This is a genomic window from Dyella koreensis, assembly GCF_044904565.1.
Taxonomy (GTDB): Bacteria; Pseudomonadota; Gammaproteobacteria; order Xanthomonadales; family Rhodanobacteraceae; genus Dyella_D; species Dyella_D koreensis.
The window spans coordinates 801971-815036 of record NZ_JADIKD010000012.1 but is presented as its reverse complement, the minus strand read 5'-3'; the positions used below and the strand labels follow the sequence as shown (position 1 = coordinate 815036).

General features: G+C 62.0%; 10 protein-coding genes and 1 tRNA gene. All 11 read left to right on the top strand.

The genetic code is table 11. The annotated features are described in order from the left end of the window. The first annotated feature begins 4 nt into the window (after nt 1-4). The 11 genes from nuoH to infB all read left to right on the top strand — a co-directional run bounded on the left by nuoH (nt 5) and on the right by infB (nt 12916). Nucleotides 5-1033, top strand: a complete 1029-nt coding sequence (gene nuoH, locus ISS97_RS18530; protein WP_379983115.1) for an NADH-quinone oxidoreductase subunit NuoH — start codon at nt 5-7, stop codon at nt 1031-1033. 7 nt (nt 1034-1040) lie between these two features. Next, nucleotides 1041-1532, top strand: coding sequence for an NADH-quinone oxidoreductase subunit NuoI (gene nuoI, locus ISS97_RS18525; protein ID WP_379983116.1), 492 nt, complete (start codon nt 1041-1043; stop codon nt 1530-1532). A gap of 12 nt (nt 1533-1544) precedes the next feature. Next, nucleotides 1545-2183: an NADH-quinone oxidoreductase subunit J gene (locus tag ISS97_RS18520; RefSeq protein ID WP_379983117.1), complete on the top strand. Its 639-nt coding sequence runs from the start codon at nt 1545-1547 to the stop codon at nt 2181-2183. After that, complete coding sequence (nuoK, locus tag ISS97_RS18515) at nt 2180-2485, top strand: NADH-quinone oxidoreductase subunit NuoK (RefSeq protein ID WP_026634431.1); 306 nt, start codon at nt 2180-2182, stop codon at nt 2483-2485. The genes ISS97_RS18520 and nuoK overlap by 4 nt, the downstream gene beginning before the upstream one ends. Nucleotides 2486-2489: 4 nt before the next feature. Beyond that, nucleotides 2490-4526, top strand: coding sequence for an NADH-quinone oxidoreductase subunit L (gene nuoL / locus ISS97_RS18510; protein ID WP_379983118.1), 2037 nt, complete (start codon nt 2490-2492; stop codon nt 4524-4526). 14 nt (nt 4527-4540) lie between these two features. Then, a complete protein-coding gene (locus tag ISS97_RS18505) occupies nt 4541-6049 on the top strand; it encodes an NADH-quinone oxidoreductase subunit M (protein ID WP_379983119.1) in 1509 nt (502 codons plus the stop codon). Between the two features lie 8 nt (nt 6050-6057). Then, nucleotides 6058-7497, top strand: a complete 1440-nt coding sequence (nuoN, locus tag ISS97_RS18500; RefSeq protein ID WP_379983120.1) for an NADH-quinone oxidoreductase subunit NuoN — start codon at nt 6058-6060, stop codon at nt 7495-7497. Between the two features lie 122 nt (nt 7498-7619). Further along, a tRNA-Met gene (locus tag ISS97_RS18495) sits at nt 7620-7696 on the top strand. Between the two features lie 217 nt (nt 7697-7913). After that, complete coding sequence (locus ISS97_RS18490) at nt 7914-8429, top strand: ribosome maturation factor RimP (RefSeq protein ID WP_379983121.1); 516 nt, start codon at nt 7914-7916, stop codon at nt 8427-8429. 47 nt (nt 8430-8476) lie between these two features. Next, nucleotides 8477-9982, top strand: coding sequence for a transcription termination factor NusA (gene nusA, locus ISS97_RS18485; protein WP_379983122.1), 1506 nt, complete (start codon nt 8477-8479; stop codon nt 9980-9982). Between the two features lie 129 nt (nt 9983-10111). Then, the gene (infB, locus tag ISS97_RS18480) at nt 10112-12916 is read left to right on the top strand and encodes a translation initiation factor IF-2 (RefSeq protein ID WP_379983123.1); all 2805 of its coding nucleotides are present in this window, start codon (nt 10112-10114) and stop codon (nt 12914-12916) included. Nucleotides 12917-13066 lie beyond the last annotated feature (150 nt).

Below are 13066 nucleotides of genomic sequence, written 5' to 3'. Positions count from 1 at the left end.
GCACATGGGCGAACAGATCCTCAACCAGCTCGTCTGGCCGATCATCTACATCCTGTGCATCGCCGTTCCGGTGATCCTGGCGGTGGCGATGTTCGTGTACTGGGAGCGCAAGGTCATCGGTTGGATGCACGTGCGCATGGGACCGAACAAGATCGGTCCCCTCGGCCTGCTGCAGGCCTTCGCGGATGTGGTGAAGCTGCTGATCAAAGAAGTGATCCTTCCGACCAACGCGAACAAGTTCCTGTACTACCTGGCGCCGCTGCTGGCCTTGATTCCGGCGATGGCTGCCTGGGCGGTCATTCCGTTCAACGAAAAGATGGTGCTATCGAACGCCAATGCCGGCGTGCTCTATCTGCTGGCGATGACCTCGCTTGGCGTGTACGGCATCATTCTGGCCGGCTGGGCATCCAACTCGCGTTACGCCTTGCTGGGTGCCATGCGCTCGGCGGCGCAGGTGATCTCGTACGAGTTGGCAATGGGCCTGTGCCTGGTTTGCGTACTGGTGCTGGCCGGGTCGTTGAACCTTACTGACATCGTGCATGCCCAGGCCGGTCATAAGGGCATCTTCGACTGGTTCATGTGGCCGCTGCTGCCGGTCTTCGTGATCTATTTCATCTCCGGCGTGGCCGAAACCAACCGTGCGCCGTTCGACGTGGCGGAAGGCGAGTCGGAAATCGTGGCCGGCTTCCACGTGGAGTACTCCGGTTCGGCGTTCGCGATCTTCTTCTTGGCCGAATACGCCAACATGATCCTGATCAGCTTCCTCGCCTCGGTATTGTTCCTGGGCGGTTGGTTGTCGCCGTTCCCGGCTTCGTGGGGCTTCATCGGGCAGGGCAGCTTCTTCTGGCTGTTCGTGAAGGCCTTCATCTTCGCCTTCATGTTCCTGTGGTTCCGCGCCAGCTTTCCGCGCTACCGCTATGACCAGATCATGCGTCTGGGCTGGAAGGTATTCATTCCCATCACCATCGTCTGGGTCCTCGTCGCCGGCTGCATGAAGTACTACGGCTGGGTCAGCATTGGCACGGGAGGCTGAAGAAATCATGTCCCGCATTACCGACTATTTTAAGAGCCTGCTGCTCATCGAGCTGTTCAAGGGCATGGGCTTGACCATGCGTTACATGTTCAGTCCGAAGTACACGATGCGCTACCCGATGGAGCACATCCCCAAATCCAACCGCTTCCGCGGTCTGCATGCGTTGCGCCGTTATCCGAACGGTGAAGAGCGCTGCATTGCATGCAAGCTGTGCGAGGCGGTGTGCCCGGCGCTGGCGATCACCATCGATTCGGCGCCGCGCGAGAGCGACGGCCAGCGCCGCACCACGCGCTACGACATCGATCTGTTCAAGTGCATCTTCTGCGGCTTCTGCGAAGAAAGCTGCCCGGTCGATTCGATCGTGGAGACACACGTGCACGAATACCACTTCGAAAAGCGTGGCGAAAACGTGGTGACCAAGTCGCAGCTGCTCGCCATCGGCGACCGCTTCGAGCATGAAATCGCCGCCGCTCGCACGCAAGACGCCGCGTATCGCTGAGGCAGGGACATCATGATCGATCCTCAAATGTTCCAACTCGTCTGTTTCTACGCCTTCGCGGCGGTCACTGTGGGCGCCGCGCTGGGTGTGATCACCCTGCGCAACACGGTGCATGCGGTGCTGTCGCTGGTGCTCACCTTCTTCAGCACGGCCTGCATCTGGCTGCTGGCTGAGGCCGAGTTCCTCGCCATCGCCCTGATCGTGGTCTACGTCGGTGCGGTGATGGTGCTGTTCCTGTTCGTGGTGATGATGCTCGACATCAAGCAGGAGCATGTCCGCGAAGGGTTCATCAGGTATCTGCCGGTGGGCATCATCGTCGCGCTGGTCATGCTGGGCGAAATGCTCGCGCTGATCGGCGTGCGTGCCATGCACATGGCGGTGATGGGCCCCAATCCGGCCACGGTGGCTGGCGTGTCCAACACCGAATGGCTGGGCCATGCGCTGTACACACAGTTCCTGCTGCCGTTCGAGATCGCCGCATTGATCCTGACCGTCGGCGTGGTTGCAGCCGTCGCGCTGACGCTGCGCCATCGCAAGGGCACGCGTCACCAGACTGCGGCGCAGCAGGTCAGCATCAAGCCTGCCGATCGCATCCGTATCGTGAAAATGGCGGCCGAACGTCCGGCCCCGAACCAGGAGAACACGCCGTGATCACGCTTTCGCACTTCATCGTGCTCGGCGCGGTGCTGTTCTGCATCGCGGTGGCCAGCCTGTTCATCAATCGCAAGAACGTCATTGTTCTGCTGATGTCGATCGAGCTGATGCTGCTGGCCGTGAACATCAACTTCGTGGCCTTCTCGCGCTTCCTCGGCGACGTGGCAGGGCAGGTGTTCGTGTTCTTCATTCTCACAGTGGCTGCGGCGGAAACCGCTATCGGCCTGGCGATCCTTGTGCTGCTGTTCCGCAATCGCAGCACGATCAATATCGCCGAAATCGACAGCATGAAGGGCTGAGCCGATGGAACTGTCTACCTCCATTCTGCTGACCATTGCGCTGGCACCGCTCGTCGGCTGTCTGCTGGCCGGCTTCCTGGGCAAGGTCATCGGCCGCGTTGGTTCGCACACCGCGACCATCCTGGGCGTGGCGATCTCCTGCGGCCTGTCGATGTACGTGCTGTACCTGCTGTGCACCGATGCAGCCCAGGTCTACAACCACAACATCTACACCTGGTTCGAGATCGGCAAGTACACGGCTAGCGTCGGTTTCCTGGTCGACAAACTCACCGCCATGATGATGGTGGTGGTGACCTTCGTGTCGTTGCTGGTGCATATCTACACCATCGGCTACATGCACGAGGATGCGGGCTACCAGCGCTTCTTCAGCTACATCTCGCTGTTCACCTTCTCGATGTTGATGCTCGTGATGAGCAACAACTTCATGCAGCTGTTCTTCGGCTGGGAGGCGGTGGGTCTGGTGTCGTACCTGCTGATCGGCTTCTGGTACAAGCGCCCGACGGCGATCTTCGCCAACCTCAAGGCCTTCCTGGTCAACCGCGTCGGCGACTTCGGTTTCCTGCTGGGCATTGCGGCGGTGCTGTATTTCCTCGGCACGCTGGACTACGCCACCGCGTTTGCCAACGCTCCGACCCTGGTCGGCAAGACTCTGCAGATCACCCAGAACCATGCTTGGGATGCGGCTACCGTCATCGGCATCCTGCTGTTCATTGGTGCCATGGGTAAGTCGGCCCAGGTGCCGCTGCACGTGTGGCTGCCCGATTCGATGGAAGGCCCGACCCCGATCTCGGCGCTGATTCACGCGGCCACCATGGTGACCGCAGGTATCTTCATGGTCGCGCGCATGTCGCCGATCTTCGAGCTGTCGGAGTCCGCGCTCAGCTTCGTGATGGTCATTGGCGCCACTGGTGCGCTGTTCACTGGCCTTATCGGTATCGTGCAGAACGACATCAAGCGCGTGGTGGCGTATTCGACGCTGTCGCAGCTTGGCTACATGGCTGTGGCGCTGGGTGTGTCGGCCTATGCCGGCGCGGTGTTCCACCTGATGACCCATGCCTTCTTCAAGGCGCTGCTGTTCCTGGGGGCAGGTTCGGTGATCATCGCCATGCACCATGAGCAGGACATGCGCTACATGGGCGGCCTGCGCAAGTACATGCCGATCACCTGGATCACCATGTGGATCGGTTCGCTGGCACTGTGTGGCGTGCCGTTCTTCGCGGGTTTCTACTCGAAGGACGCGATCATCGAAGCCGTCGGCGAGTCGCATCGCTGGGGCGCCAGTTACGCTTATTTCTGCGTGCTGGCCGGTGCTTTCGTCACGGCGCTGTACACCTTCCGCCAGATGTACCTGACCTTCCACGGCAAGGAGCGCTTCACGGTGGTCCATGACGACCACGGTCACGGTCATCACGTGGAGCATAAGGACGACCACGGCCACCACGAGCCGGGCATCATGCACGAGACGCCGAAGGAATCGCCGTGGGTGGTCACGCTACCGCTGGTGCTGCTGGCCATTCCGTCGCTGGTGATCGGTTTCTTTGCGATCAAGCCGATGTTGTTCGGCGGCTGGTTCGGTGGCGCCATTCAGGTGCACGAGGCCAACGATGTGCTGGGCGAGCTGAGCCACGAGTTCCATGGTGCGGCGGCGATGGCGCTGCACGGCTTCGCGCAACCGCCGTTCTGGCTGGTGCTGGCGGCTTTCGTGATCACCACCTACATCTATCTGTTCAATCCGAGCGTGGCTGATCGCATCAAGAACGCGCTCAAGCCGATCTACAACGTTCTCAACCACAAGTACTGGTTCGACGCGGTGTATTACATCGTGTTCGCGCGCGGCGGCATCGCTCTGGGTCGCGCCTTGTGGAAGGGCGGTGACGCCGCGGTGATCGACGGTGTGCTGGTGAACGGCTCGGCCTCGCTGGTCCAGCGCATTGCGCGCGGGTTCCGTGCGTTGCAGTCCGGCTACCTCTATCACTACGCCTTCGCAATGATTCTCGGCCTGATCCTGCTGCTTGGCGGGTACTGGCTGGTCGGGCAATAAGGGAACCCAGATCCATGTTCAATCATTTGCTCAGCCTGCTGATCTGGCTACCTATCGTCGGCGCCATTCCGGTGCTGCTCGCCGGCTCCGGCCGTCCGAATACCGCGCGGTGGATTTCGCTGCTGGTCGCCATACTCACCTTCGCGCTCAGCCTCTACCTGCTGCCGCAGTACAACGCGGCAGACAGCGCCAAGCAGCTGGCCGAAGATCATCTGTGGATCGCCTCGCTCGGCGTGCATTACAGCCTGGCGGTGGACGGCATCTCGATCGCGCTGATCCTGCTGACCACCTTTGTCGGCATCCTGGTGATCGTTGGCGCGTGGGAAGTCATCCAGAACAAGCCGCACCAGTACATGGCCGCTATGCTGGTGCTCGAAGGCCTGATGATTGGTGTGTTCTGCGCCACCGACGCTTTGCTGTTCTATGTGTTCTTCGAGGCCATGCTGATCCCGATGTTCATCCTCATCGGTATTTGGGGTGGTCCGCGCCGCGTATATGCAACGCTGAAGTTCTTCATCTACACCTTCCTCGGCTCCATCTTCATGCTGGTGGGCCTGATCTACCTGTATCTGAAGGCAGGCACGTTCGATCTGCAGACGCTGGCTGCGCTGCCCTTGGACATGAAGGAGCAGACTTGGCTGTTCTTCGCCTTCCTCGCCGCCTTCGCGGTGAAAGTGCCGATGGTGCCGGTGCATACCTGGTTGCCGGACGCCCACGTGGAGGCGCCGACCGGTGGCTCGGTGGTGCTGGCCGCGGTGATGCTGAAGATCGGTGGCTACGGTTTCCTGCGCTTCTCGCTGCCGATCGTGCCGGATGCCTCCGAGGCCTATGCCTGGGTGGTGATTGGCCTGAGCTTGATCGCGGTGGTCTACATCGGTTATGTCGCTCTGGTGCAGGACGACATGAAGAAGCTGGTGGCGTATTCGTCCGTGGCGCACATGGGCTTCGTCACCCTGGGTATCTTCATCGCCTTCATGCTGGTGCGTGGTGCCGGCAACCTGGACGCCGCCAAGCTCGGCATGCAGGGCGCGATGGTGCAGATGATTTCGCACGGCTTCGTGTCGGGCGCGATGTTCTCCTGCATCGGCGTGCTGTATGACCGCCTGCATACACGTCAGATCAAGGATTACGGCGGCGTCATCAACGTGATGCCCTGGTTCGGCTTCTTCTACGTGCTGTTCGCCATGGCCAACAGTGGTCTTCCGGGTACCAGCGGTTTCGTGGGTGAGTTCCAGGTGGTTCTGGCCAGCTTCCAGGCCAACCCGTGGATCGCGCTGTTCGCGGCGTTCACTCTGATCATTGGTGCGGCTTACACGCTGTACATGGTCAAGCGCGTGCTGTGGGGTGACATCACCAATCCGCACGTGGCCGAGATGAAAGACATCAACGGCCGTGAACTGTTTGTGCTCGGCGCCTTTGCCGCCGCCGTGCTGGCTCTGGGCATCTGGCCGCAGCCGCTGATCCACCTGATGGATAGCTCGGTGACGCAGCTCGTGCAGCAGCTTGGCAACCACAAGATCTGAGAATGACCATGCCGAATATCAATGACATTCTGATCATGCTGCCAGAGCTGTATCTGGTGGTGGCGGCGTGCCTTCTGCTGTTGCTGGACGCTTTCATGAAGCCGGAGCAGCGCGGTGTGCTGCATTGGCTCTCGGTGGCGGTCCTGCTGGTCGGTATCTATCTGGTGGTGGCGGGGCAGCCGCCGCAACCGGTGGTGGCCTTCGGTGGCATGTTCGTGCGCGACGGCGTGGCGGAGATCCTCAAAGTCTTCGCGCTGCTCTGCACGGCGCTGGTTTTCATCTACGCGCGCCCGTACCTGATTGATCGCAAGCTTTTCATCGGCGAGTTCTACACGCTGACGATCTTTGCGGTGATCGGCATCATGCTGCTGGTGTCCGCCGGCAGCCTGGTCACCGTATACCTGGGCCTGGAGCTGCTGACGCTGTCGTCGTACGCGCTGGTCGCCCTGAACCGCGACTCGCAGCTGTCGTCGGAAGCGGCGATCAAGTACTTCGTGCTGGGTGCGTTGGCCTCGGGCATGCTGCTGTACGGCATGTCGATGGTCTATGGCGCTACCGCCACGCTGGATCTGTCCAGCCTGCACACGGCCGCGGCCCATACCGGCATGCCGAACCTGCTGCTGTTCGGCATGATCTTCATGATCGTGGGTATCGGCTTCAAGCTCGGTGCGGCGCCGTTCCACATGTGGATTCCGGACGTATACCAGGGCTCGCCGACGGCGGTGACCATCTTCATCGGTTCCGCGCCGAAGCTGGCCGCATTCGGCATGGCCTACCGCCTGCTGGAGTCGGGCCTGGGCGACCTATCCCAGCATTGGCAGCAGATGCTGGCCGTGCTGGCGGTGTTGTCGCTGGCGATCGGCAACCTAGTCGCCATCGTGCAGACCAACCTGAAGCGCCTGCTGGCGTACTCGACCATCTCGCACATGGGCTATCTGCTGCTGGGCCTGGTCAACGCCGGTCCAGAGGGCTATGCCTCGGCGCTGTTCTACGCGATCAGTTATGCGCTGATGGGTACCGCCGCCTTCGGTGTGATCCTGGCGCTAGCCCGTGCGGGCTTCGAGTGTGAAGAGATCGATGATCTCAAGGGCCTGAACCAGCGTTCGCCGTGGATGGCTTTCCTGATGATGCTGGTGATGTTCTCGCTGGCTGGCGTGCCGCCGTTGTTCGGTTTCTTCGCCAAGCTGCTGGTGCTGCAGTCTGCGATTCACGCCGGCATGCTGTGGCTGGCCATCGTGGGTGCGGTGTTCGCCATCATCGGTCTCTATTACTACCTGCGCGTGGTCAAGGTGATGTACTTCGACCAGCCGAACGAGGGCACCGAGCTGAAGATGCAGCAGGATCCGACGGTGCGTGTGGTGCTGTCCCTCAATGCATTGAGCTTGCTGGTGCTTGGTTTTACTTGGGGCCCGCTGCTGGGCTGGTGCCGCAGCGTGTTTCCGGGCTGATCCGTGGTGGCGGTTTTTGCCGCCGCCATTGGATTTGTCATCACTTCTTAAAAATAGTCTTAGAAAGTTCACGATAACGCTTGCAAGAATTCGGCCATCTCGTTAAACTTTTCAAACTCTGATGCGGGGTGGAGCAGTCTGGCAGCTCGTCGGGCTCATAACCCGAAGGTCGCAGGTTCGAATCCTGCCCCCGCTACCAGATCTTTCTTAGAACAAGAAAGCCTCCTCGTGAGGCTTTTTTGTTGGGCGCAAGGATGCGTCGCACGGTCGTCACACAACGCTTGATACTGGTTGCTGTGGCCATGTGCCGGAAAGAGCCTGGAGGGGTCGGGACATCGGCGAGGACGCTCTCGGAAGAGAGCATGGAATGGGCCGCTTGAGCCCATTTTTTGTTTCTGGCGACGGTAGACGGACTTATGGATACACAGGCACTGGCACAACGCTTCACAGAGGTTCTGGCCGATCTAGGCCTGGAATGCATCGGCGTGGAGTTCTCCCCGTCGCAAGGGCAGAGTACCCTGCGTGTTTACCTGGACGTGGACGGTCGCGAGGTGACCCTCGACGATTGCGAGGCGGCCAGTCGCGAACTGTCGGCCATGCTGGACGTGGAAGATCCGATTCCAGGGCATTACCTGCTTGAGGTTTCCTCCCCGGGAATGGATCGCCCCTTGTTCACGGCGGCCCAGTTCGCCAAGGTCAGCGGTCAGGAAGTGAAGATACTGCTGAAGGCGCCGATCGAAGGTCGTCGTCGTCTGCGCGGCAAGGTGGTTGCGGTGGAAGGCGAGCGTATCTCGCTGGAAGCCGAGGGGAAGACGTTTGAGTTCGAGCACGACGCGGTGGAAAGCGCGCGTGTAGTGCCGGATTGGGCAGCGCTCGGTTATGTGCCGCAGCCCAAGCCGGGCAAGAAGCCGGCCAAGAAGGCCACGAAATAATTTATCTGAGCGATCGGGCGCCGGACGGCGTCTACGGAGTTGCTGCAATGAGCAAAGAACTACTGCTAGTCGTCGACGCGGTTGCCAACGAGAAGGGCGTGCCGCGCGAAGTGATCTTCCAGGCGATGGAGGCTGCGCTGGCCTCGGCGGCGAAGAAGCGCTATCCGGACGAAGATCCGGATATCCGCGTTTCCATCGACCGTCACAGCGGCGAGTACGAGACCTTCCGTCGCTGGGAAGTGATCGCCGACGATGGCGAAATGGAATCGCCGTTCCGCCAGCTGCGCCTGATGGACGCGGTCGACGAGCGTGCGGACTCGGAAGTGGGCGAGTACATCGAGCAGCAGATCGAGAACGCCGAGTTCGGCCGTATCGCCGCTCAGGCCGCCAAGCAGGTCATCGTGCAGCGTGTGCGCGAAGCCGAGCGCCAGCAGGTGGTGGACGCGTTCAAGGATCGCGTGGGCGAGCTGATCACCGGCATCGTCAAGCGCGTTGAGCGCGGCAATGTGTATCTGGACCTGGGCAGCAACGCCGAGGCATTCATCCCGCGTGACAAGACCATCCCGCGCGAGTCGGCCCGTGTCGGCGATCGCGTGCGCGGCTACCTGTACGAAGTGCGCTCCGAAGTGCGTGGACCGCAGTTGTTCGTGTCGCGCGCCGCGCCGGAATTCATGATCGAGCTGTTCAAGCTCGAAGTGCCGGAAGTCGGTCAGGGCCTGGTCGAGATCAAGGGTTGCGCCCGCGATCCGGGCGATCGCGCGAAGATCGCCGTGGTGGCTCACGACAGCCGCACCGATCCTATTGGCGCCTGTATCGGCATGCGCGGTTCGCGCGTGCAGGCAGTATCGAACGAGCTCAACGGCGAACGCGTTGACATCATCCTGTGGCATGAGAACCAGGCCCAGTACGTCATCAACGCCATGGCGCCGGCCGAAGTGCAGTCCATCATCATGGACGAAGAGAAGCACTCGATGGACATCGCTGTGGCGGAGGACAAGCTGTCCCAAGCCATCGGCCGCGGCGGCCAGAACGTGCGCCTCGCCAGCAAGCTGACCGGCTGGCAGCTCAACGTGATGACGCAGGACCAGGTCACCGCCAAGAGCGAAGCTGAGCAGGAAACCGCTCGCCAGCTGTTCATGGACAAGCTCGAAGTGGATCAGGAGATCGCCAACATCCTGGTGCAGGAAGGCTTCTCCAGTGTTGAAGAAATCGCCTATGTGCCCAGCGCCGAGCTGCTGGCTGTCGAGGGCTTCGACGAAGACATCGTCGAAGAACTTCGCGCCCGTGCCCGCGACGCCCTGCTCACCGAGGCGTTGGCTGTGGAAGAGGGCATCGACGAGCATCAGCCGTCGGAAGAGCTGCTCGAACTGCCGGGTATGGACGAGTCGACCGCTTACGCGCTGGCCTCACGCGGTGTGGTCACGGTGGACGACCTGGCCGACCAGGCCATCGACGATGTGATCGATATTGAAGGCATGGACGAAGAGCGCGCCAAGGCACTGATCATGGCTGCACGTGCGCCGATGATCGCGCGACTGGAGAAGGGTGGCTAACCGCGGGCGGCAGCGCCCTGGATGGGCGCGCCGAGGAGGGCCTTGAGAGGTCTTCCACCAGGGATGGAGGTAGCTGTGCAGGTTTGCCCGCACAGACGATAAGCGCGGGAACGGCGGAGAAAGAACACGATGTCGGACGTAACGATCAAACAACTCGCCAAGGTACTTGGCATGCCGGTGGACAAGCTCCTCGGGCAGCTGGCCGAGGCTGGCATGAAATTCTCCGATCCGGAGCAGGTGATCAGCAGCACCGAAAAGGTGAAGCTGCTCGGCTTTCTGCGCCGCACCCATGGCAAGAGCGAAGAGACGGCCGAGGCCGAAGACAGCGCTCCGCGCCAGATCACGCTAAAGCGCCGCAAAGTCAGCGAGCTGAAGGTGGCCACGCCGGGTGCGCGCGGCGCCACCGGCGCAAAGACGGTGAACGTGGAAGTGCGCGCCAAGCGCACCTACGTGAAGCGTAGCGTCATTGCCGAAGAAGCTGGCTCGGATGTCGAGCGCGAAGATGCCGTTCGCAAGCTGCAGGAATCCCAGCAGCAGCGCGAGCATGAAGAAAACGAGCGCATCGAGACCGATCGCCGCCGCCAGGAAGAAGCGCAGCAGCGTATCGAGGCCGAGCAGCGCAAGCAGGCCGAGGCTGAGCAGCGTCGTCTGCAGGCTGAAGCCGATGCGGCAGCCCAGGCCGAGGCGGAAGCTGCAGCCGTTGAACCCGTACAGGAAGCGGCTGTGGTTGAAAGTGTTGCCGAGGCTGAAGTGGTCGCGCCGCGCGAAAAGGCCGCACCGGTTCAGCAGACTGTCCAGAAGATCGACCCGAAGGCGCTCGGCATGATTCTGCCGCGCATTCACGAGCCGCGCCGCCGCGAAAAGCCGGTGGCTCCGCCCGTTGCTGCGGCGCCCGCCGCGCCTGCTCCCGCGCCGGCTGCTGCCGCGGCAGCTCCCGCCGCTTCGGCGGATGCGAATCGCAACAAGCCGCGCTTTGCCGGCCGCGATCGCGACGAGGGTCCGGGTGGCAAGCGTTTCGCCGCAGGCGAGCTGCACCTTTCCGACGCCGACCGCGCCCGCCGTTCCAACAAGCGTGGCAAGCCCGGCAAGGGCGGCCAGCGTGAGGCTGTTCGTGGCGGTGCAAGTTCTGCCTCTGGCGGTGCGCATGGTTTTTCCCGCCCGACCGCGCCGGTTGTGCGCGAAGTCATGGTGGGCGACGCCAATGTGGTTGCCGAATTGGCCCAGAAGATGGCGGTCAAGGGCTCGGAAGTGGTCAAGGCGCTCTTCAAGATGGGCGTGATGGCCACCATCAACCAGACCATCGACCACGACACCGCGGTGCTGGTGGTTGAAGAGCTGGGCCATACCGCTGTCGCCGTCAGCAACGACAACGCCGAGGCTGCGCTCGCCGCACATACGCAGAACGCCGAGCTGGAAGGCGAGAAGAAGCCGCGTCCGCCGGTGGTCACCATCATGGGCCACGTCGACCACGGCAAGACCTCGCTGCTGGATTACATCCGCCGCACCAAGGTCGCCTCGGGCGAAGCCGGTGGCATTACCCAGCACATCGGTGCCTACCATGTGGAAACGCCGAAGGGTGTGATCACCTTCCTTGACACCCCGGGCCACGCCGCGTTTACCTCGATGCGTGCCCGCGGTGCGCAGTCCACGGATATCGTGGTGCTGGTGGTGGCAGCCGACGACGGTGTCATGCCGCAGACGGCGGAAGCCGTGCAGCACGCTCGCGCTGCCAAGGTGCCGCTGATCGTGGCGGTCAACAAGATGGACAAGTCGGACGCCAATCCGGACCACGTCAAGCAGGGCCTCGGCGTTCTTGAAGTGATTCCGGAGGAGTGGGGTGGCGACACGCCATTCGTACCGGTGTCGGCCAAGACCGGCATGGGCATCGATGACCTGCTTGACGCCATTTCGGTCCAGGCCGAAGTGATGGAGCTGACGGCGGTCGAAGACGGCCCCGCCTCCGGTGTGGTGATCGAATCCAGCCTGGATCGCGGTCGCGGTCCGGTGGCCACGGTGCTGGTGCAGCAGGGCACGCTCAAGCGCGGCGACTTCGTCGTCTGCGGTATCGAGTACGGTCGCATGCGTGCACTGGTCGACGAGAACGGCAAGACGGTGCAGGAAGCCGGCCCGTCGATTCCGGTGCAGGTGCTCGGCTTGTCGGGTGTGCCGGAATCCGGTGACGACTTCGTGGTGGTCGCCGACGAGCGACTGGCCCGCGAAGTGGCTGCCGAGCGTCAGCTCAAGCGTCGCGAAACGCGCATGGTCAGCAAGGCCAACCGCCTTGAGGACATCATGGCTCAGATGAGCCAGGGTGCTGAGCAGCAGACGCTCAATATCCTGGTCAAGGCCGACGTGCAGGGTTCGGTGCAGGCACTGCGCGAGTCGCTCAGCCAGATCGGCAACGAGAACGTGAAGGTCAACGTGATCGCGGCCGGCGTCGGCGGCATCACCGAGTCCGACGCCACCCTCGCGGCGGCATCGAAGGCGCTGGTCATCGGCTTCAACGTCCGCGCTGACGCTTCGGCCCGTAAGGTGATCGATACCGCCGGTCTCGACGTGCGCTACTTCTCGATCATCTATGACGTGATCGATCAGGTGAAGCAGGCGGCTTCGGGTCTTCTGGGCAAGGAAGTCCGCGAAGAGATCATCGGCGTGGCCCAGGTGCGCGAAGTGTTCCGCAGCTCCAAGTTCGGTGCGGTTGCCGGCTGCATGGTGGTGGAAGGTACGGTCAAGCGCAGCAAGCCGATCCGCGTGCTGCGCGACAACACGGTGGTCTTCCAGGGCGAGCTGGAATCGCTGCGCCGCTTCAAGGACCTGGTCGACGAAGTGCGCAACGGTATGGAATGCGGTATCGCCGTGAAGCAGTACAACGACGTCAAGGTCGGTGACCAGATCGAATGCTTCGAGCGCATCGAGGTGGCTCGTACGCTGTAACACCGGGATGAGGGATGAGTAGCGAGGGCGCGAAAATCCCGCATCCGCGATCATGGAAAGCCCGGACGGCAAGCTTGTCCGGGCTTTTCCGCTTGTTGTAGTCCGCGATGCCGGCGCCCTCGCTGCTCGCCCTTTGGCCCGACGGGTCGA

Bases quoted from the DNA above. Each gene is read 5' to 3' on its own strand.
- infB (WP_379983123.1), top strand. From the start codon at position 10,112: ATGTCGGACGTAACGATCAAACAACTCGCCAAGGTACTTGGCATGCCG.
- nuoN (WP_379983120.1), top strand. From the start codon at position 6,058: ATGCCGAATATCAATGACATTCTGATCATGCTGCCAGAGCTGTATCTG.
- ISS97_RS18490 (WP_379983121.1), top strand. From the start codon at position 7,914: ATGGATACACAGGCACTGGCACAACGCTTCACAGAGGTTCTGGCCGAT.
- nuoH (WP_379983115.1), top strand. From the start codon at position 5: ATGGGCGAACAGATCCTCAACCAGCTCGTCTGGCCGATCATCTACATC.
- ISS97_RS18520 (WP_379983117.1), top strand. From the start codon at position 1,545: ATGATCGATCCTCAAATGTTCCAACTCGTCTGTTTCTACGCCTTCGCG.
- ISS97_RS18505 (WP_379983119.1), top strand. From the start codon at position 4,541: ATGTTCAATCATTTGCTCAGCCTGCTGATCTGGCTACCTATCGTCGGC.
- nuoI (WP_379983116.1), top strand. From the start codon at position 1,041: ATGTCCCGCATTACCGACTATTTTAAGAGCCTGCTGCTCATCGAGCTG.
- nuoL (WP_379983118.1), top strand. From the start codon at position 2,490: ATGGAACTGTCTACCTCCATTCTGCTGACCATTGCGCTGGCACCGCTC.
- nusA (WP_379983122.1), top strand. From the start codon at position 8,477: ATGAGCAAAGAACTACTGCTAGTCGTCGACGCGGTTGCCAACGAGAAG.